Here is a 20,431-nt window from a genome sequence, read left to right as displayed (position 1 = left end):
ACGATCAATGAAGTACGGCATGAATCTGCTGCTGTGGAGCGGCGAAGTCACCGAAGCAATGTATCCGGTTTGTGAAAAACTCAAGGCAGCCGGTTTCGACGGCGTGGAATTGCCGATTTTTAATTTGGATTTGGATTACGCAGCGATCGGTGCGGAGCTGGATTCATTGGGGCTGGGCCGCACCGGCGTGACGATTCGCGGCGAGGAAGACAATCCGATTTCTCCCGACGCCGCCGTGCGTCAGAAAGGAATTGATTTGACGAAACGGACGTTGGATCTGTGTGCCGCCGCGGGCGTCGAAACGCTCGTCGGACCCTACCATTCGGCGATCGGCCTGTTCAGCGGCGCCGGCCCGACCGACGACGAATGGAAATGGGGCGTCGAAAGCATGCGGCAGGTCGCCGAACATGCCGGACAAGTGGGCGTGCGGTTGGGCGTCGAAGCGTTGAACCGGTTCGAGTGTTACCTGCTCAATTGCCATGCCGATTCGGCGCGGTTCGTGCGCGAAGTCGATCATCCGGCCTGTGGCATGATGTATGACACCTTCCACAGCAACATCGAAGAAAAAAGTGTGACCGATGCGGTGCTGGCCGGTGGTGACAAGCTGTATCACATCCACATCAGCGAAAACGATCGCAGCACCCCCGGAAAGGGCGGCGTCAACTGGGACGAAAACTTCGACGCGATCGCCAAGAGCGGCTACGACGGTTGGCTGGTGATCGAAGCGTTCGGATTGGCGCTTCCCGAAATCGCGGCGGCCACGAAGATCTGGCGCAAGATGTTTTCGGACGAGATGACACTGGCCACCGAGGGCCTGGCGTTCATGAAATCGGAAATGGAAAAACGCAAGTGAGCCAAGCGTCAGCGGAGCCAGCCGGCGATTCAGCCGTCGAACCGGCCGTCGTTTTTTTATCGGGTGATCTGATGTTTGCGTCGCGGGTCCGCGCCGCGGCCGAGGCCGAGGGGCTGGAGTTTCAACTCGCCGCCTCGCTGCCCGACCGCCGCGACATCCGCTACGTGATCGTCGATCTGGCGACACGAAGTGGTGTCGTCGAAGGATTGATGGAGCGGTGTGGTCAGATTTGTCCCGACGCGAAGGTGTTGGCGTATGGACCACATGTTCAAGTTGCCCGGTTGGACAAGGCCAAGCAGGCGGGGATTCCCGTCGTCGTGACGCGCGGGCAATTTGATCGATCCCTCGGCTCGCTCTTTCGCAGTGCTGACTGACAGTCCTGACAGACAGTGCTGACTGACGACAATGAAAACGAGTGACTGTCCGGAAGCGTGGCGTAGTTGGTGCTCGCATCCGGCGATGAATGAAAGGAGATTTTGATGCCTTCGGTTCTTGCCATTGCCGCCCACCCAGACGACATCGAGTATCTGATGGTCGGCACGATGTTACAGCTCGCGCGGCGCGGCTGGGATTTGCACTACGTCAACCTCTGTGACGGTTCGCGTGGCAGCACGACGATGGACCGCGAGGAGTGCGCGCGAACGCGTTTGGCGGAAGCCAAGAACGCGTGCGAGATGATGGGGGCAACGTTTTACGATCCGATCTATCCCGACATGGCGGCGACGTACAGTTTCGAGAATCTGGCCAAGGTCACCGCGATCGTTCGGACGGCCAAGCCGTCGATTGTGCTGACCCATTCGCCTTCGGACTACATGGAGGACCACGAGATCGCCTGTCGTCTGGCCGTCAGCGCAGCGTTTTCGCATGGCATGCCCAATCTGGTCAGCGACCCGCCGGTCCCGCCGTTCTATGAACCGGTCACGGTGTATCACTGCCAGCCGGTCGGCAATCGGACTCCACTCGGCGAACTCGTGATGCCCCATTTTTTCGTCGATCATTCCGATTTGATCGACAAGAAAGTCGAGCTGCTCGCCTGTCATGCCAGCCAGAAGGAATGGTTGGATGAAAGTCAGGGGATGGACAGTTATCTGCAGACGATGCGGGACATCAACGCCGAAACGGGACAGATGAGCGGCAAATTTGAGTATGCCGAGGGCTGGCGGAAACATCTTCATTGGGGATTCTGCGGGCCCGATGATGATCCGTTGCGAAGCAGTTTGGCCGACGTCATCGTCGAGGCGGACGCTCCATGACTGCCCCTGTATCCAGGCCGATCGTGATCGCGCACCGAGGTGCAAGCGGCTATGTGCCCGAACACACGCTGGTCGCTAAAGGAATCGCCCACGCGATGGGTGCGGACTATTTGGAACAGGACGTGGTTGCGACCAAGGACCATCATCCCGTCGTGCTGCACGACATTCATTTGGATACGGTGACCGACGTCGCGCGGCGCTTTCATGGGCGAAGTCGTCCGAACGGCCGATACTACGCGATCGATTTCACCCTCGCCGAACTGAAGACGTTGGAGGTTCTGGAGCGGTTCGATCACCGCAACGCACGGATTGTCTTTCCGGGACGCTATTCCGGCGGCGCCGGCGGGTTCCGGATCTGTACGTTGGACGAAGAGATTCGTTTCATCCAAAACCTGAACCGAACGACCGGCCGCCAGGTGGGCATTTATCCCGAGATCAAGCAACCGTCCTGGCACCGCGAGGAAGGCTGTGATTTGACCAGCATCGTGCTCCAATCCTTGGACCGATTCGGTTATCGAGACAAACGCGACCCCTGTTTCCTGCAGTGCTTCGATGAATTCGAGGTCCGTCGGATCCGAGAGGAATTGTCCTATCAGGGACGCTTGATCCAGCTGGTCGGTGATGGACACGACGCCCGCTCCGGAACCGATTACAGTCGGATGAAGACGTCCGAGGGGCTGGCCGATTTGGCGAAGGTCGTCGATGGCATCGGCCCCAACCTGGCCGCGATCGTCCGTTGGGACGAAGCCGACGCGGCAAAGGTGACCGATCTGGTGGCCGAGACGCACCGGTTCGGTTTGGCGGTGCACCCCTGGACCGTGCGGGCCGATGATTTGCCCAAGGGATGCGCGACCCTGCAGCAATTGATCGACACGCTCCAACAAGCCAAGGTCGACGGTCTGTTCAGCGACCATCCTGATCAAGTGCTGACATGCTTGGTGGGCCGTTGATTGAATCCGATCGCAGGAATCCGATCGCACGATTGGATAATCGCGTTCCGCGCAAGCGTATGGGCATCCAGCATGACGTTGACTCCGGTTGACGGCGCTGCTGCTGCACGGGGGCATGTTGGTGGTTCGCGGAAGGTGTCTGCGATAAACTCCTGTCATCGGAGTCCCTCCCATCATCCTTCTACTCACGCCTGATCTGGCGAATCGACTCATGCGTCAAGACTCAAATTCGATCATGTTCCTGCTTCGCTGTTTTTTGCTCAGCGTTGCTGTTTGCGCGACGTGGCTGGGTGTTTCCGTTGCCCAGGAGCGACCGACTGACCATGCAGAACAGATCGGCGTCTGGAATCTGACCGAGTTGAAAAAGACGCCGGAGATGCGCTGGCTATCACAAACCGGTCCCGTGCGTTCGTTGCTGTACGCGGGCGAAGCGTATGAAGGCCGTTCGACTGAGGTGTTCGCGTTCTATGCCTCCCCCGCGACGCTCGGTGAGGCGAATGCCGAGGAACGATTTCCGGGTGTCGTATTGATTCACGGTGGTGGTGGCACCGCATTCGCCGAGTGGGCTTGGTTGTGGGCCAAACGCGGGTACGCCGCGATCGCGATGGATTTATCGGGGAGTCGGCCGATCGATCCTCTTTACGACAACAGCGGAGTCCCGGTTCCGAATCAAGCCGGCAAAGCGGGCACGCGCACGCGTCTCCCGAACGGAGGGCCGAACCACGGACACGCGGAAAAGTTCGACAGTATTGGCGGCGATGTGTCCGACGACTGGCCCTCTCATGCGGTGGCAAGCGTCGTTCGAGCCCATTCATTGCTACGATCGTTTCCCGAGGTGATTGCGGATCGCACCGCGGTGACGGGGATCAGCTGGGGTGGCTACACGACCTGTCTGGTTGCTTCGGTCGATGATCGTTTCAAAGCCGCTGTCCCCGTTTACGGTTGCGGTTTTCTGTATCAGGGTGAATCGGTGCAAAAGCCGGCTATCGACAAATTGGGTGATCGACGCGAGCAGTGGATCGAAGCGTACGATCCGTCGAGTCTGCTCGTTCGCTGCCGCGTACCGATACTGTTTGTCAACGGCACAAACGACATTCACTATCCACTGGACAGTTACCAGAAGAGCTACGATGTGGTGCCAGGGCGAAAGCAGATGCGCATCGAGGTCAAGATGCGACACGGGCACCAGCCCGGTTGGGCTCCCCAAGAGATTGGCTTGTACATCGATTCCTTTTGCCGCGGCGGCACGCCTCTGCCGGCACCTGGTGCGATGGCGACCGACGGCGACACGGTCCGTTTGTCGTACACCAGTGCGGTGCCCCTCAAGTCTGCGCAGTTGCACTACACGACCGATACGGGGCTGCGTTCAAAACGCGATTGGCAAAGTCTTTCGGCGGAAATCGCCAGCGATGAAGTCACCGCGCCCCGGCCGCCGGGGAACGCCAATACATGGTTCATCGCGTTGACCGACGAGCGAGATGCGATGGTGACCACTCCCGTCCAGTTCGCGAACTAGGTTCGATTGTTCACGCCCGCGAATCAGAACGCCGGTAAATGGGACCGATGCGAAGATCACCCACGGCTTGGAAGCAGCCGTTGCTGCTTCGATTAGGGGACGAATTCGAGCAACGGAAGGTCTGGACCTCATCTTACTTTGTAGCCTGGAGGAGGCATTTTGGCGGTCGGTCTTTCTGGTTTTGAGAAAGAAATCGTTGAGCGGGCCGATCCGATGATCTTCGGAGGTTGCGAGATTTTTGTAGCGACTCCAGAGGATTTGGTTGTGTTGAAGATCCTGGCTGGGCGCCCAAGAGATCTGGATGATGTAGAGGGCATCGTCGAAATCCATGCGAAACAGCTCGATTGGCAGTACTGCCTCGCAGCTGCAAACCGGTTGGAGGCGGCCGTCGACATTGATTTGGTACAACAAATAGAACGCCTTCGGTCAGGCTGATTCATTGCTCTGGTTTCATCGACCGGACGGTCACTCCCCCTCGTCGTTCGATGACAAATGATCTTGTGTGTCTAGATGCCGACGAGTCACCACCTTCTTCACGTCATCCATTACCTTGCGGTTATTTCCGTTCGATACAGCTTCGTACTGTTTTGCAGGCGCCGCTCGCTCACCGGCCTGTTGATTTAATCCGATCACACGTGGGATCAGCCGTTTCGCGCAAGCGTACGGGCATTCATCATGTCGAATACTCGCCGGCGCCCGTAGGCCCGCGCCAAACGGCTGATTAAATCAACAAGCCGTCACGCTTCCCGCTGAAGTCTTAGCGAAACCGCAGCAGCCGGGTTAAGAATCTGACGGTTCTACCCAAAACCGAAATCGGTTCGGCAGTGATGCGTGCCGAGACGTCGGTTCCCGTGACCACGGCATCTCGGGCGGCGAAATCGGTCAGGTCGAGTTCGACACGGACCACGTACGATGTTTCATCCGGCGTCTCTCTCCGTGTTGCCTGTTCGTCGTCGCGTCGTTGTCGGTTGTCGTCGACGGTCCACTGTTTCGAGGAGATCTCGGCGACGGTCCCGGTCAGCGGATGCGCGGGGTCTGATTCCAAGACCAACTTGACCGCGTTGGAAACCTTGATGCGTTGGACTTGGGACGCGGAGACCACGAGTTCGGCATCCCAGCGGTCGGCGCCGACCACGGTGAACAATTCGGTGCCGGGTTCGACAAAACACCCGCGGTTGCGGAACTCCGTCGGATCGCCGCTCCATCGGGTCAGCGTCAAATCTGTCGCTTGGCCTGAAGCGGGATCCGTGGTCAGTGGACGTCGCGGCGGTGCGATCAACCGTCCCGTCGCCGGCGCGCGAATCTTCAGTGCCTCACGCCGTCGCCGATGTGTTTCGAGTTGCTGTTCCAGTTCGACGAGCACGGCTTCGGCCACCGGCAATTCATTGGCGGCGTCGGGAAGTTTCAGGCGGCTGGATTTCAACGTTTGGACCAGTTCGCGTTGGGACTTCACCCGCGCTTCGGTTTTCGAAAATTGATGAACGACTTCGGGGTTGGACAGCGTCGCGATCAGATCGCCTTGGTCCACCGACATGCCGGCCGAGACGACCAAGTCATCCAGATGACCGCCGGTGGCAATGTAGATCGACGTCTCTTCACGAGGCACGATGCGACCGTCGGCCGATTCGCCGGACGGAAACGGAATGCTGGCCAGGAACAGCAATGTCGCGATCACTAAGCCGGAACGGATCAATTGAGTCATGCGGATCTGTCTCCTTTTGCCAGGGTGGCGGAGTAACAAAAAGGGGCCACGGAAACTGGACACGAGCAACCCGCCGGCGGCGACGATGCACAGCAAGATGCCGATCGATTCCAATCGGTACGGACGCAGCATCAACATCAGAAACCACAAGATCAGTAGCGTGAGTGCCCAGCGATACACGGTCGCCATCACGGCGTAAACGATCAACCCAAACCGTTCTCCGCGGCTGATCGGTTCGTCGTCTGGGGCCGCGACGCCAAACATCACGCGTGCTGCCAATCGCGACGTCAGTTCACGCGACTTCTGGCCCAGGTTGGGTACATCGCAGAGGTCGGACAACACATAATAACCGTCGTAGCGCAGTAGCGGATTGGCGTTAAACAAGACCGTGCTGACGCTGCAAACGACCATCACATTCATGGCCAGCGAATGAATCAACGTCGGCCCCGTGGATGCCCAGAGGAGCGTCGCGATCGATGCCAAGAGGACTTCGGTGCCGATGCCGGCCAGCCCGACTGCCGCACGCGCGAACCGGTTGGGCAACATCCACGAATCCGACGTGTCACAATAGAGCGCGGGGGTAAACACCAGCAGCATCGGACCGATCTGATGGCACTCCCCGCCGAAACGTTTACAGACCAACGCGTGCCCGAGTTCGTGCAGCACTTTGGTGACACCGAGGACGATGGCCAGGGTGAAAACGGAACGCAGTTGGAACCACTGTTGCACGGCAGGGAACTCGGCCGCGAAACGATCCCAGTTGGCAGCCAGCGTCAGAATCGCCGTGATCGCAACGAGTGACATCGCCGCCAAGCCCGCGCCGCTCAGCAGCGGTCGGACCAGGGGATAGAGACGTTTTAGCAGCGGTTCGGGGTCGACCCCCGGAAACCGTAGGAACAGAATGCTTGAGAATTGTTGGGTGATGCGTCGTCGTCGATCAGACTGTCGTTTTTCCAGCAATCGATCGCCCTGCCCTGCCCTGTCCGAAACGGTCAACCCGAGTCGATGAAGTCGAAACAGCAGATCGTTTAATTGTGACAGCGTGACCTTGGCCGGGCGAAAGCGTGCCTGGTATTGGTCACGAAGAGATTCCAGTGAAACACCCGGACGGAGCCGCTGGAGCACGAACCATTCGTCGTCGCGCATGCGGTGATACTTCATCGCAATCGGATCTTTGACGACGACCGCGGAATCATGTTTGTGCTCGGTTTTGACGAACACCAGATCCGGGCGTTTGCGCAAACCGATCGGTGATTTCGCGGAGCTTTGCGATCGGTGGTGACGAAGCGGCGTCAGCGTCATCGTATCGGTGTCATCGCACGTAAAAGAGAAGGTTGCGATGGACGAAATCGGTGACGTCCCCGAACCAGCTGCCCAGCAGCGAGCGTCGCCCACAGAGGATCTTGGCCGTCGCTTCGACACCGTTGTGCGCATCGGCGGAGGCAAACGTTTGCATCCCAAATCGACGATCGGCGTCGACGGGGCGATCGACCGTCGCGATGGCGTCGATGACGGTCGCGCCCTGTGCGTTTCGTCTAGCCGCGGTGGAGACGGACTGGAGTGTGGCGACGAAGGTTGATTCGGGATGGGACGCGGCGGCGAATTCGACTTTTAGTGCATCGTGGGCGGTCGACGCGCGAAGGATTTCGGCGGCGTCTTTGTCAGGGATTTCGAGCCGCAGCTGCCACGGGCCATCGGTACGAACGATGCTCAGCAGATGATTGCCGCGGGCGACCGGCCGGTCGGACAGTTTGCGTTTGAGTTGCCACGCCGACACCACGCCATCGATCGGAGCGGTGATCTGCAGTTCGGCAAGTTGGCTGCGAACAAGATCCAGCTGGCTCTGCAGATTGTTCAGCTCGCTTTGCAGTTGGCGTTGTTCGATCCCCATCCGACCCGACTGTTTTGAATCCGTGGCCGGATCCAACAGCATCGATCGGATCGATGTCAGGCGTTGCGCGGTCGTTTGGAGTTCCCCCGACAGAGATTCGGCGGTGGATTCCAAGTCGGCGTTTTCCAGACGCATCAACACGTCACCCTTTGCAACCGGTTGGCCGTCGCGGACCAAGATTTCTTTGACGACGCCATCGGTACGTGCGAAGACGTTTTGCTGTCCCGACGGTTCGGCGAATCCCGTCGCAATGATCTTGTGATCGACTTGGATCACCGTTGCCGCGATCAGCAACAGGACCGTCGCTATCAAGCCGAGCGTGGTGTACGGCAGACGACGTCCACCGAACCAGTCGCCGAGGGTTTTCAGGACGCGTAAGCCGAAGATGCGATGGTGCTCGCGAGAGTTCGCCAACGCGATCGCGGCTTCGGCAGCGATTTCACGCATCGCGGCAGTGGGTTCGACTTCGGCGTCTTCGGAAAACGATTCCAGCAACAGCACGCCGATCGGTTCGGCGTCACTGGAGAGGTCGTCGGTGAACTCGGCGCGTGAAGTTTCGGCAAGGTCGGTGGCGGATGATCGATTTCGATGGTCGTGTGCTGTCTTGGACGAGCGGGGCTGATACAGCGGCATGACCCATACCGACGCGACGTCTGTTTCTTCCAGATAGTGATCAAGCGGATCGGCCAGTTGTGGCGGCAGTGGGTCTGGCGAAGGCAGCTTGATCGGCCGCCCCAGGACCAGCGCCCGCTGCGCAAGCGTCTCCGCGGCGGTGATCGCGTTGGCCCGTCGATCCACAACGGCAACGCCGCTGACCGATTCGACGCGCAGCCGGCTCCCCTTGGCGATCAGGACCGTGACGCGATCGAGCGCCAGCACTCGTCGGGTTTCGTTGGCGATCCGAAAGGCGGTTCCGGTGACATCCAAATCGCGGTGGAAATGACGCAACGCACGCTCGCCACCGGCGGCGTCGCCGGGCATCGGCAGCGGTTGCTTGGCGTGATCGTCGCGGTAGCTGTGAAGTGCGATCCGGCAGCAGTCGGCGAATTCGGCCAACCGCCGTAACTGACGAATTTGAGCGGCGACGTCGGGGACACGGCGATCGGCGTAAATCAGCAACACGGCGCAGGGGTTGCGTCCGTCCATCAAACGAACGTGCAACCCGCGAGCTTGATTTCCCGAATCAGGTCCGGACGATTCGAGCGCCCGAGAGAGAGATTCGGAAAGCGGCGAGTCAGACGCGGGCTGCAGCGGCAGATCGCAAGCGGTCGCGGCCGAGGTGGAAGCAGCCAGCAGGTTGCCGATGCGATCGGCGTCCAGCCGCCGAGTCAGCTCCGCGTCGGACGCCAGCATCATCGCCGCGGGCCAGTTGGGGTGCGTGACCGCGACAACGTCCGCCCGAAACGCTGTCAGCCAGCGGTCGGCGATCTGTTCCAGGAATTCAGTCGGACTGGATGACTGAGCGGCGATGGCCAGAACGGTCGTCGAAATCGGATCCGCTGAATCATGCAGTTCCAGCCCTCGATCACCGACGGCGTCGGACGGCGTCGGGTGCGCCGGTTGCCATTCGTCGTGGGGGGCGTTCGGCTCCGCGGCGTCGTCAGATGATTTCGTAGAACTCGGCACGGGCGTGGTTGCGAGGATCGCTGATTGAGAAACAGGAGTGGGGCGATGTGGTGAAACTAATCGGATTACCCGGCAGGACGCGAATTCCCGCGGGGGCTTCCGCAACGGATTCTAAACGGGGGGGGCGGTGGGGTGGGATGTTCGGGTCGGGAGGGAGGCGAAGAATCCCAAAAGACGCGAATTCCAAACCGGCGGTTGTAAGACAGCGATCTCGGCCAGGTAGTTCTTGCGGAGGAACGTGCCGACTGTGAGCGTCGGTTCGGTCGCTATACTGTCTTGCACAATCGCACGCTTGGTTTTTTGCGCCGTCACTGCCGGTGGCCGAGTGGACCGAACTTCAAAATTGAGACAGACAGGGTGAGCGAATCTCCTGTGACGCGAGCGACGCTCCTTTTGAGGCTTCGCGACGCCAACGATCACGAGGCATGGAGCGATTTTTTGCGTGACTATGGCCCGATGCTCTACCGATTCGTCCGCAGCCGGGGGCTGCAAGACGCCGACGCGGCAGACATCGTGCAAGACGTCTTTCGGCGGGTCGGTTCGGCGATCGGGCGGTTGGAGTACGACAAGGAAAAAGGCGGCTTTCGCTCGTGGTTGTTCACGATCACCCGGAACCGGCTGTACACCTATTTTGAAAAGCGAAAAAAAGCCGGACCGTCGGGAAATGATACGGCTCAATTGGAATTGTTATCCCAAGCTGCTGACGACCGAAATGAACTCAGCGAGCAGTGGGAATTGGAACACCTTCGTTCACTTGCTGCGATCGCAATGAAAACCGTCGAAGAAAATTCGGATCCCAAAACTTGGTCTGCCTTTCGGATCACGGCGGTCGAAGGCCGTTCGGCTGCCGAGGCGGCGAAGGAATTGTCAATGAGCACCGGCGCGATCTACGTCGCCAAAAGTCGCGTGACCGCGCGGCTCCGTGCCGAGATCCAGCGACTGGAACAAGAAGAGGAAACGCAATGACTGTTTCAGCGTGCCCGACCAAGACGCAATTGAAAGCGTTGGTCGGTGGTTCGTTGCCGGAGGCGGAAGCAAGTGGTGCAACCGAGCACATCGGGGGCTGCACGCGTTGCCAAAGTGTCCTCGAATCGGTCGCGATTTCAGGCACTGCGATCCTGGAAGGTGCCGGCTCCAAGGACGTGCCGATCGAGGATCTCGTCGGGCAAGCGGTCGGGGCGCTGCCGCCGAGCGATTCTGCCTATTGGAAAGCCGTCGCCGCGGTGTCGGGCAGCGTTCACGGTCAGGACACGCCGAACGTGGACGCCAGCGTCACGCACCTGCCCGCTAGCGAGGGCGGCGAATCGAACACGAGCGGCCCATCGAGCTCAGCCGGCCCATCGGATCAGTCCCCGGCGGCATCGGATCCGGATTTGACGCCGACGATCGAAGCGGCCACCCCCGTCGCGCTGCCGTTTCTGAAAAAGTCCGACGACCCCGCCTACATCGGGCGTCTGCACCACTTTGAAGTTTCACGAGTGATCGGTCGGGGCGGCATGGGGATCGTGTTGGAAGCCTTTGACACCCACTTGCAACGCAACGTCGCGATCAAGGTGCTCAATCCCGAGTACGCCAAGAACGACGTGGCTCGTCAACGTTTTTGTCGCGAAGGCCGCGCCGCGGCGGCGATTTCCCATGAACACGTGGTGGCGATGCATCAAGTGGCGCGCGAGGATCAAGGCGAAGTCGCGTTCCTGGTGATGCAGTACATCGAAGGTGTGACGCTGGAAAAACGACTGCAAGAGGAGAAACCGATGCCGCCGAGTGAGGCTGCTCGGATCGCGATGCAGATCGCCGCGGGGCTGTCGGCCGCGCACGGACGCGACATGGTGCATCGTGACATCAAGCCGGCGAATATCTTGATCGAATCGGGAACCGAACGCGTCAAGTTGACGGATTTCGGTTTGGCCCGCGCGACCGATGATGTCCGCCTGACCAAAACCGGGATGGTCACCGGAACGCCGCTGTACATGTCACCCGAGCAAGCCACCGGCGCGACCGCGGACGAAAAGAGTGATCTGTTCTCGCTCGGTGCGGTGCTCTACGAAATGTTGACCGGCGTGTCGCCGTTTGAAGCCCCGTCGATCGTCGGTGTGATGAAACGCATCATGGACGAGACGCCGACGCCGCCGGTGAAGTTGGATTCCAAGATTCCCTTGCCATTGTCCGAACTGACGATGGCACTGATGGACAAGAACCCCGCGCGGCGGCCCGAGTCGGCAGCCTTTGTCGCCGAGACCTTGGCCGAAATCGTGACCAGTTATGGCCCGATTTCACCGCTGCAGGTCCCGGCGGTTGCGAACACGTCGAAGAAACTGCGCCGCAGCGGTTCGCATCGGCTCGTTTCCCGCAACACACTTCGCGCCGCTTGGGCCGCGGGATTGATCGGGATCGCCAGCTTGTCTGCCGCCGTGATCTTTCTGGCGACGCGTGGTGAACCGGCCGCGGTCGCTCAAGTCGATGCCGGTCCGGTTTTTCCGTCGACCGTTTTGGCGGGCAACCCGGGAACGGTCTGGGCGGTGGACTTTGATCCGAGTGGTGAAAAGGTGGTCGCCGCGATCGAAGACGGCAGCGTGCGATTGTGGGACGTCAAACAGCAAAAGGTGTTGCGAAGTTTCGACGCCCATCGTGGCATCGTCTGGATGATTCAGTATCACCCGACCAAGGACATCGTCGCGACCAGCGGGAACGACGGCATGGTCAAGATCTGGGATTCGGAGTCGTTGGAATTGTTGCAGGAATGGGACGCCCACAGCGCGGTCCGCAAGATCGCATTTTCACCCGACGGCCGACGGATCGTCGCCGGTGATCACGATGGCGTGATCCACACCTGGGACATCGATTCGGGGCGTCCGCTGGCCAGCGTGACACAGCCGGGATCGATCTATAGTGTCGATTGGTCACCCGACGGACGGTTGATCGCATCGGTCGGCAGTGACAAGATCGTGCGGATTTGGGATGCCGAAACACTGGAGACGCGGCAGACGCTGCTCGGTCACGAAGGTCCGATCTACCACGTCAAATTTGCACCGACGGGAACGCAATTGGCAACCGTCGGTTGGGGAAAGACCATTCACATTTGGGACACGGCGACGGGGTTGGAAGACCGTCAGTTGGTCGGCAGCAGCGGTGACAATTGGAGCGTCGCCTTTTGCGGCGATGGAACGCATGCCGTCGTCGCCAGCCAAGACGGAAAGTGCCGCATTTGGGACTTGGCCAGCGGCGAACTGGTGACCACGCTGTCCGGACACGAATCCTCCGTCCATAACGTTTCCCTGGAGCCGGTCACACACCAGATCGCCACCAGTGGCCGCGACGGAACCATCCGCGTCTGGGACCTGAGCGGGCTGAAGGAGTAGCGGTTGCGACGCAGAACGTTGAGGGGAACGTTTCGAAAGCAAACTCCTGTCAGGCTAACCGTGAGAAGCCCTCCCTGGCAGTGAGGGTCGATCGCAGCGAGGGGAGGGTTTCAGCGGCCGCGGACCCACCGATGCCAACACGGATCGTGTCGGTGATCGTCATCCACTTCGGTTTCTCGCATTGCGTCACCCTACCAGATCGTACCAGGTCTCTTCGAATCGGATGGGAAAACAGATGGACTGGCCGTGTAAAGCGAAACGTTCCGTGTAGGTCAGGCTGTGCCTGACGGCCGATTGGCATGCACAGCATGCCCTACGCCATTGGCATGCATAGCATGCCCTACGCCTATTGGCATGCACAGCATGCCCTACGCCTATTTGGTATGCACAGCATGCCCGACGCTGCTAAGCGTGGCGACTGTGGGCCAGGCAGAGCGGGGCCAGCACGATTCGGCTGTAGGGCATCAACACCGCTGCGGCCGTCAGGCAGTGCCACAAGAGGACTCGATCACTGGGCATCCATTGCCAGACGACTGCCGCGGTCGCGAACGTGCAAACGAGATAGCCGACCAACAGTCCGACGACCGTTCGACGCCTAGTCAAACCGGATCGGTAGAGCATCGTTGTCGCGGTGACGACGAGGATGCCTTTGACGATGGCCAACCAAGGCAGCAGCGTCGGCAACTGGGCGATGCATTGCCATGCCCACAGCGTCCAGGCTTCCCAATCAGGGAACCGCAGAAATTGATACAGGAACCAGCTGAAGGCAAAAAAGGCGACGGCAAACTTCGCTGCGATCGTCCAGTACACGAAACGTTTCGATTCGGTCGATTGCGCCGCGATATTCCAGGTCGTCTGACGCAGCACCAGCAAGACGCCGATGACCGCTGCGACCAGGGTGAGTTTCCAATCCGCATCGGGAGTTTCGAACTGCGGTCCGATCGCCCGCTGCCACGCTCGGATCAACGGTGCACTTGCACCGTTGAACGACCAGATCGCAAACACGATCGGAACACCCAACAGGGACGCAAACCAAATCGCCGTCGCGATCAGCTGCTGGGTCCAGACGAGGGTGGTCGTTGCGATCGGGGCGACGGCGAGTGTGTTCGGCAAAAAACGCTGCTGCAAACCATAGTTCTTCCATTCGTTCATGAAGATGCCGGGGAACAGCAACGCTACCACCAGGAACACCAACGAGTCGGTCCCCGCGTAACTGAATAGGGAAAAGAAGAGCACGATGAGCAACCAACCGGCGACGATGATTTTCGCGCCCGTGCCGGCGAACTTGCTCGCTTCGAACCTGACCAGCGCGGCGATCGGTGAAACCCGCGCCGGCCGCAGGAACGATGCCTCCGATGTGGCATCGGCGCCCACTGACGGCAATGGATCCGCGGTCGCCAGCCATCCGGCCGATTCACTGATTCGCCCCGCGACGTGGAAGCGGGCCAGTCGGACGGCGCGTAGGGCGAGTAGCGTCAGCGCCGTGTAGGCCGAGAGGCCGACGATCCACGCGGCCGCGATCGAAGTCGTGTCGGAGGGGAGATCGGAGCGTTTGTCGGCGAACGCGAACGAAACCGAGACGATCAACCACGCGTAGGCCGGTACAAACAGGATGCCGATCAGAAAGGCACGCGTGTAGGACCAGCGAAACGGATGCCAGGTGATCACGCAAGCCAAGACGAACAGAGTGGCGATCCCGATCGCGGGCATGAACCAGCGTTCCAACGGGGTTCCGAAGAACCGCGCCGTCATCGCAATGGCGCCACAAATGGCGAGGGTCCAGAGCGTCTTCAGCCCCAGCGGAACGGCGGCCAGTTTCCATGTTTTCACCGGCATCCGTAGCAACCACGGCAGGTAACCCGTCGCGCCGCCGCTGACGTCCGCTCGTTCGCTGAAGTCGAACAACGCGAACGTGATGCCGAGCAGGGGCAGCGAGAACATGACGACGATCATGGTCGCGGTGCGTTTGAGTGCCAGTTGGCCACCGACATCGCCGTCGCTGAACACGCCGACGCTAAACAGGGCGGCACTGATGTGAATCACCAACATGTAGGCGATGGCGAGGGTCAGTGCCGTCCTGGAACGCGTGATCAATAACCTGGCCAGTGCAACGATCTCAGACATGCTGCATGCCCTCCGCCGAGGTCGAGGATGTTGTCGCCGGCTTGCGTTGAACGCGACCGGCAAACCAGCGGTGAACCGTGGCCGGTTGTTGATTCACAAGTTCCCACCGCGCGCCGTCTGATTCAATGGACGGAACCGTCGGGCGGGATGACGCGTTTTCGACATCGATCAACACAGACCATTCGGATGTGTCACCGGCGCCGCCGAACGAGCCCGGGATCTCGGGCGGACGTGACGAAGCTGTTTCGGTGCGATAAAAACACTCGGTGTAACGCTCCGGCAGGGTCGCTGCGGGAATGGATTCCAGCAACACGCCGTCGTGCAGCAGCGCGATGTGATCGCAAACCCGATCGATCTCTTCAAGCAGATGGCTGGAAAACAACACCGTGCGGCCTTCGTCGGCCACGGTGCGGATGATCGCTTCCAAAATGTCGGCCCGCGCGATCGGATCCAATCCGCTGCTCGGTTCGTCCAAGATCAGCAATTCCGGTCGGTGCGCGATCGCCGCCAACAGCGCCACGCGGGCTCGTCCGCCCTTGGACAGCGACTTGAGTTTTGCGGTCGTCGACAAACCGAACATGTCGCACAGTTGCGTCGCATAGCTGTCCGACCAGGTCGGATAGACGGTCCGGCAGAAGCTGATCAGGTCCCGGATTCGCATCCACTTCGGCAGCGAGTCTTCTTCGGTCATGTAGCCGATGCGGGCGAGTAGTTTTTCCGGCCGGATTGTCGGATCCTGGCCGAGCACGTTGACCGTGCCGTGCAACGCCTTCATCGAGCCGATCAGGTGCTGGATCAACGTCGTCTTCCCTGCCCCGTTGAGACCGACGAGTCCGAAGACGGACCCGCGCGGGATCTGCAAGCTGACATCGATCAGCGCGTGCGTTCCGCGAAAGGAACGCGAGAGTGACTGGACCCGCACGGCAAAATCGTCGGTGGAAGTCATGGCTTTATTCCTTTCGTTGAAGGGCTTGCTGACGTGATGCGATCAATTCATCCAGCTCGGCCGGGTCCGCGCCCAGGTGGCCGGCAAGCACCACAAGCTTGTCGATCTCGGGCGTGAGAATCTGTCGGCGGCGGGTGCGGCTGAGGGTTCCCGACGTTTCCGCGACGAAGGTCCCGGTTGTGCGACGCTTTTCGACCAGCCCTTCGTGTTCCAGCTCGCGGTAGGCCCGGGCGATCGTGTTCGGGTTGACCTTCAGCGTTTCGGCAAGCCCACGGATCGTCGGCAGCTCGTCACCGGCCTTGAGCTGCGCCGACAGGATTCGAAAGCGAATCTGTTCAACGATCTGCTGGTAGATCGGCTGGCTGCCGGATTGGATTTGGATCAGCATGCTTGCACCTTTGTATTAATGCAGTGATACAACAGGGGGCTGGCGGTGTCAAGCGTCTTCGTTCTCCTCCGCTCACTCGGCTCCAAGGCTCCGCTTTGGAACGCGCTGGTGGTGTGGCTCTGCCACACGCGGATTGTTTGGAGGTAGGAAGATTTTGGAGGTAGGAAGATTTTGGAGGTAGGAAGATTTTGGAGGTAGGAAGATTTTGGAGGTAGGAAGATTTTGGAGGTAGGAAGATTTTGGAAGGCACCGTCCACGACGTGTCGCTAATTTTCTTACCTCCAGAATTCTCCTACCACTCCACCGAGCCACCCTGCCCAATCGCAGGGGCTCAGGGGCACGATGGCGGCGCTGCGTGACGGGTTTCGGACGGTGGCGGTGAGATTTAGACTGGTGGCGGTATTCCGATCGGAATCCGCGGCTGAATCCTCCCCCACCAAAGCACCAGCGTCCCACGCATGTCCTCTGACGACCAAACGCCTGATCCACCCGCGTCCGGCCAGCCCGGCCAGCAGCCGCAGCCCAACCCTCCGCTGCGGGCGCGGGTGCCCGATCACGTCGCCGGGGGGACGTTCAGCACCGGCGCGATCGTGATGACCGGACCGAGCGAGTACATCGTCGACTTTTTGCAGACGATCGGACGACCACACAAGGTGGCCGCACGGGTGGTGATTCCCCATCCGGTGATGCCGCAATTCATCGAGGCATTGACGACCAATCTGGAGCTTTATCGGGGGCGGTTCGGCGATCCGCACACGCCACAACCGCAGCCGCCCAACCCGGACGCACGCCGACCGAGTCCACAAGAAATCTATGACGATTTAAAGATGCCCGACGAGGTGCTCAGTGGGACCTACGCCAACGGCGTGATGATCGGGCACGGTGCGACCGAGTTCGGACTGGATTTCTTGACGAGCTTCTTTCCGCAATCGGCGGTCAGTGCCCGCGTCTTTGTCGCCGCTGGCCAAGTGCCGCGTCTGTTGGAATCGCTCAAGGGGGCCGTTCGGCAACTGGAGCAACGCCGGTTGGGGTTGCCGCCGACCGATCCGCCGCCCCCCGCTCCGCCGTCGTCGGGTCCACCGCCGTCTGGCCCGCCCCCAACCGGCCCACCGCCGACGGACCTACCACCGGCTGGCCCTTCGGATTCAAACGGCAGTTAGGACGCGATGGCTATTTCAGATGATCTGCCGCTGATGCGTGGTTTGAGCCGAGCCCCGATCCCCGACGCCATGCCGTTGGTGTTGGCGAGCGGTTCGCCCCGCCGCGCGCAGCTGCTACGGGCGGCCGGGTATGAGTTCACGATCGATCCGGCCAGCGACGACGCCGAGTGCGGGGTCTGCAGTCGCGAAACGGCGCCCGAGCTGGTGGCACGCTATGCGTACCGAAAAGCGGAAAGCGTGGTGCGGCGACACGGTCGGGCGATGATTTTGGCCGCCGATACCGTCGCATCGTGCGGGGGGCAGATCCTGGGTAAACCGCACAACGAGGAGCACGCCGCGGAGATGCTGCGCACGCTCAGCGGACGTCGCCATGACGTGTACACCGGCGTCTGCCTGTGGTCCACCGGCGAGTCTCGCTGCATCGTCGACGTCGTCCGCACCGAGTTGCAGATGCAATCGCTGTCCGAAACCATGATTCGAGAGTACCTCGACACGCTGTTGTGGGAAGGAAAAGCGGGGGCGTTCGGATTTCAGGACGGAAATGACTGGATTGAAATCGTCGGTGGGGGCAGCGAAAGCAACGTTGTCGGGCTTCCAATGGAGCGGCTGAAAGAATTACTGGAAAATTTTCACTCAGTTGCCGAAACCATAGATGCCAGACAATCGGAAACGCCTACTTCAAACGAGTGAGATTTGGTAAAGTTTGACGGTGGTATGCCGATGGCCCACATCGACTCTCGCCGAACGGTCCGAATTGATGATTCATAGTTTTCCCGCCGTGTTGTCTCGACGTAGCACCATGCCTCTGGTTGCGTGGTGCTTGCTCGTTTGTTTTGCTGTCAATTGCGACTCCGCGATCGGGCAGATTGATTCCCGCACGGTTTCGTCACGACAGACTTCCGCCGCTCCATCCTCTTCGGGTGAAAACTGGGCGGAGAAAATGTTCAAGACGACGAGCCACGATTTTCGCATCGTCGGGCGGGGGGCAAAGTGTGAATACCTGTTCGATTTCACGAATCTGTATCAGGAAGACGTTCACGTTGCGGCGGTCCGATCGAGTTGTGGTTGCACGACGCCGACGGTCACCCAAAACACGCTGAAGACTCACGAGACCGCTTCGGTGGTGGCCCGTTTCAACACCAGCACCTTCATCGGCCAGAAGTCTGCGGTCATCACGGTTGTGATTGATCGGCCCTACTATGCCGAAGTTCAACTGAAGGTCAGCGGGTTCATTCGAACCGATGTCACGTTTGATCCGCCTGAAGTCGCATTCGGTGAGATCGCCTCGGGGGTTGGAACTCAGCAGGACATCGTGATCACGCACACGGGAAATCGTGATTGGCAGATCACCGATGTGCGATCGTTTTGCGACGACCTGGAAGTCCAACTGAGTGCACCGCAGAAGTCACCGGGGATGGTGCGTTACCGGATGCGGGTGAAGGTCTTGGGATCGATGCCCGAGGGCGATGTTCACGAACGGTTGACGTTGATCAGCAACGACGTTGATTTTCCGACGACGGAAATGTCGATCAACGGACGGATCCGCCCGTCGTTGAGTGTTTCACCTTCGGCGGTCAGTTTCGGGACAGCGGAACCTGGGGCGACGGTTGAAAAGCGGCTGGTGATTCGGGGCGACGAACCCTTTACCATCAAAGACATCGTTTGCGCCGACCAACGGTTTGAATTCATGGCCCCCAGCGGCAGCAAGAAACTGCACTTTGTGACCTTGCGATTCAACGCGGGGGAAACCGAGGACCGCGTCGGACAAGAGATTCTGATCAACACCGATCTGGATGGCGGCAAATCGGTCAAGTGCATCGTCACCGGCGTCGTCAGCGGTTGAGCCGGATCGCAGCGGTGGTCAAGCGGCTTTCCGCGACGGTGCGTCGACCTGCGGTGTCGTGAGTTCGATGCAAGTCGCTTCGGCAGCAGCCGATTCGACCGATCTGGTTTCGACGTTCCCGTGTGCGAATGCCATCGCCAGGGATTCGACGCCGGAGAACGCGAGCAACAGATAGCCGAACAGTTCAGCGAATTCCTCCACCGCTGCCTTCGTCATTTCAGGCGATTCGCTCAGTCCGCCGGCGGTCCAAAGGTCTGGGACATCGAACGCCTGGCAGAGGGTGCAAATGTAGATGCCCCCGATCGCGAAGATCGTCATCGAAGGCGTCCTCAGTAGCACCCGCGACTCGACGACGATCCGTTTTCGACCGCGAACCAAGGCCACCAGTGCCACGCCCAGCAGCGGCAGTCCGGCCAGGTACTTGTAGGCATCATCAAAGAACACGGATTCGAACCAGGAATCGCATTCACGCGCCGCGGCGTAACCGACCAGGCAACCACACACGATCAACAGCGTGCGGCCGAAGGGCATCTGGACGGCGGCAATCATCAGGCAGACGGAGGCGAACAGGGCCATGCCGACTTGTGCCAGTTCGACAGGACCGTTTTCGCGGGCGACGAACTCGATTCCCACGCCACGGACCGCTAGCAAGATTAATTGACAGAGGGCTGCGGCGATCAAGGTGTAAGCGACTAAGCGGACGGGATAGTCGAACGTCGTGCGGGGTGGAGGGGCCAGATCCTCGCTCTGCCCGCCGCCGTTTCTTTGCGATTTTTTCATTGAACCTTCCTTGATTGACCGATGAACGAACACCTCTTAG

17 protein-coding genes are annotated in these 20,431 nt (G+C 60.0%); 11 read left to right on the top strand and 6 right to left on the bottom strand.

Annotation, left to right across the window (positions count from 1 at the left end):
• Positions 1 to 7: 7 nt before the first annotated feature.
• The 6 genes from TBK1r_RS32500 to TBK1r_RS32475 all read left to right on the top strand — a co-directional run bounded on the left by TBK1r_RS32500 (position 8) and on the right by TBK1r_RS32475 (position 5,007).
• Positions 8 to 853, top strand: coding sequence for a sugar phosphate isomerase/epimerase family protein (locus TBK1r_RS32500; protein WP_145219662.1), 846 nt, complete (start codon positions 8 to 10; stop codon positions 851 to 853).
• Positions 850 to 1,227 (top strand): histidine kinase, encoded by a 378-nt coding sequence (locus TBK1r_RS32495; RefSeq protein ID WP_419580614.1) that lies wholly within the window; start codon positions 850 to 852, stop codon positions 1,225 to 1,227. Before TBK1r_RS32500 ends, TBK1r_RS32495 begins: the two co-directional genes overlap by 4 nt.
• A gap of 105 nt (positions 1,228 to 1,332) precedes the next feature.
• Positions 1,333 to 2,106, top strand: a complete 774-nt coding sequence (locus TBK1r_RS32490) for a PIG-L deacetylase family protein (RefSeq protein ID WP_145219660.1) — start codon at positions 1,333 to 1,335, stop codon at positions 2,104 to 2,106.
• On the top strand, positions 2,103 to 3,056 hold the full coding sequence (glpQ, locus tag TBK1r_RS32485) for a glycerophosphodiester phosphodiesterase (RefSeq protein WP_145219657.1): 954 nt from the start codon (positions 2,103 to 2,105) through the stop codon (positions 3,054 to 3,056). The genes TBK1r_RS32490 and glpQ overlap by 4 nt, the downstream gene beginning before the upstream one ends.
• A 211-nt stretch (positions 3,057 to 3,267) precedes the next feature.
• Positions 3,268 to 4,572 carry an alpha/beta hydrolase family protein gene (locus TBK1r_RS32480; RefSeq protein ID WP_145219655.1) on the top strand — a complete coding sequence of 435 codons (1,305 nt, stop codon included), beginning with the start codon at positions 3,268 to 3,270 and terminating at the stop codon, positions 4,570 to 4,572.
• A 159-nt stretch (positions 4,573 to 4,731) separates the two neighbouring features.
• Positions 4,732 to 5,007 (top strand): nucleotidyltransferase, encoded by a 276-nt coding sequence (locus tag TBK1r_RS32475; protein ID WP_145219653.1) that lies wholly within the window; start codon positions 4,732 to 4,734, stop codon positions 5,005 to 5,007.
• A gap of 322 nt (positions 5,008 to 5,329) precedes the next feature.
• On the opposite strand, the gene TBK1r_RS32470 is transcribed toward TBK1r_RS32475, so the two are convergent.
• Both TBK1r_RS32470 and TBK1r_RS32465 read right to left on the bottom strand, forming a co-directional pair.
• Positions 5,330 to 7,576: an HlyD family efflux transporter periplasmic adaptor subunit gene (locus TBK1r_RS32470; RefSeq protein WP_419580613.1), complete on the bottom strand. Its 2,247-nt coding sequence runs from the start codon at positions 7,574 to 7,576 to the stop codon at positions 5,330 to 5,332.
• Between the two features lie 10 nt (positions 7,577 to 7,586).
• Positions 7,587 to 9,791, bottom strand: a complete 2,205-nt coding sequence (locus tag TBK1r_RS32465) for an efflux RND transporter periplasmic adaptor subunit (RefSeq protein ID WP_145219649.1) — start codon at positions 9,789 to 9,791, stop codon at positions 7,587 to 7,589.
• Positions 9,792 to 10,148: 357 nt separating this feature from the next.
• On the opposite strand from TBK1r_RS32465, the gene TBK1r_RS32460 reads away from it, so the two are divergent.
• Complete coding sequence (locus TBK1r_RS32460) at positions 10,149 to 10,757, top strand: RNA polymerase sigma factor (protein ID WP_145219647.1); 609 nt, start codon at positions 10,149 to 10,151, stop codon at positions 10,755 to 10,757.
• Positions 10,754 to 13,150, top strand: coding sequence for a WD40 repeat domain-containing serine/threonine protein kinase (locus TBK1r_RS32455; RefSeq protein WP_145219645.1), 2,397 nt, complete (start codon positions 10,754 to 10,756; stop codon positions 13,148 to 13,150). The genes TBK1r_RS32460 and TBK1r_RS32455 overlap by 4 nt, the downstream gene beginning before the upstream one ends.
• 405 nt (positions 13,151 to 13,555) lie before the next feature.
• On the opposite strand, the gene TBK1r_RS32450 is transcribed toward TBK1r_RS32455, so the two are convergent.
• From TBK1r_RS32450 to TBK1r_RS32440, 3 genes are read right to left on the bottom strand one after another with little or no spacing between them, the layout of a single operon-like run.
• Complete coding sequence (locus tag TBK1r_RS32450) at positions 13,556 to 15,274, bottom strand: hypothetical protein (RefSeq protein ID WP_145219643.1); 1,719 nt, start codon at positions 15,272 to 15,274, stop codon at positions 13,556 to 13,558.
• On the bottom strand, positions 15,267 to 16,220 hold the full coding sequence (locus TBK1r_RS32445) for an ABC transporter ATP-binding protein (RefSeq protein ID WP_145219641.1): 954 nt from the start codon (positions 16,218 to 16,220) through the stop codon (positions 15,267 to 15,269). Before TBK1r_RS32445 ends, TBK1r_RS32450 begins: the two co-directional genes overlap by 8 nt.
• 4 nt (positions 16,221 to 16,224) lie before the next feature.
• Positions 16,225 to 16,608: a GntR family transcriptional regulator gene (locus TBK1r_RS32440; protein ID WP_145219639.1), complete on the bottom strand. Its 384-nt coding sequence runs from the start codon at positions 16,606 to 16,608 to the stop codon at positions 16,225 to 16,227.
• Between the two features lie 458 nt (positions 16,609 to 17,066).
• Between TBK1r_RS32440 and TBK1r_RS32435 the strand changes: the two genes are divergently transcribed.
• The 3 genes from TBK1r_RS32435 (at position 17,067) to TBK1r_RS32425 (ending at position 19,611) form a co-directional block, all read left to right on the top strand.
• Positions 17,067 to 17,768, top strand: coding sequence for a DUF3467 domain-containing protein (locus TBK1r_RS32435; protein ID WP_145219637.1), 702 nt, complete (start codon positions 17,067 to 17,069; stop codon positions 17,766 to 17,768).
• A gap of 33 nt (positions 17,769 to 17,801) precedes the next feature.
• Positions 17,802 to 18,458 (top strand): Maf family protein, encoded by a 657-nt coding sequence (locus TBK1r_RS32430; RefSeq protein WP_419581609.1) that lies wholly within the window; start codon positions 17,802 to 17,804, stop codon positions 18,456 to 18,458.
• Positions 18,459 to 18,708: 250 nt separating this feature from the next.
• Positions 18,709 to 19,611, top strand: a complete 903-nt coding sequence (locus TBK1r_RS32425; protein WP_145219633.1) for a DUF1573 domain-containing protein — start codon at positions 18,709 to 18,711, stop codon at positions 19,609 to 19,611.
• Positions 19,612 to 19,629: 18 nt separating this feature from the next.
• Here TBK1r_RS32425 and TBK1r_RS32420 read toward each other — a convergent pair whose 3' ends face one another.
• Positions 19,630 to 20,391: a hypothetical protein gene (locus TBK1r_RS32420; protein WP_145219631.1), complete on the bottom strand. Its 762-nt coding sequence runs from the start codon at positions 20,389 to 20,391 to the stop codon at positions 19,630 to 19,632.
• Positions 20,392 to 20,431: the final 40 nt, after the last annotated feature.

The organism is Stieleria magnilauensis, assembly GCA_007753675.1.
Classification (GTDB): Bacteria; Planctomycetota; Planctomycetia; order Pirellulales; family Pirellulaceae; genus Stieleria; species Stieleria magnilauensis.
The sequence above is the reverse complement of the archived record's forward strand: the minus strand, read 5'-3'. Positions and strand labels throughout refer to the sequence as shown.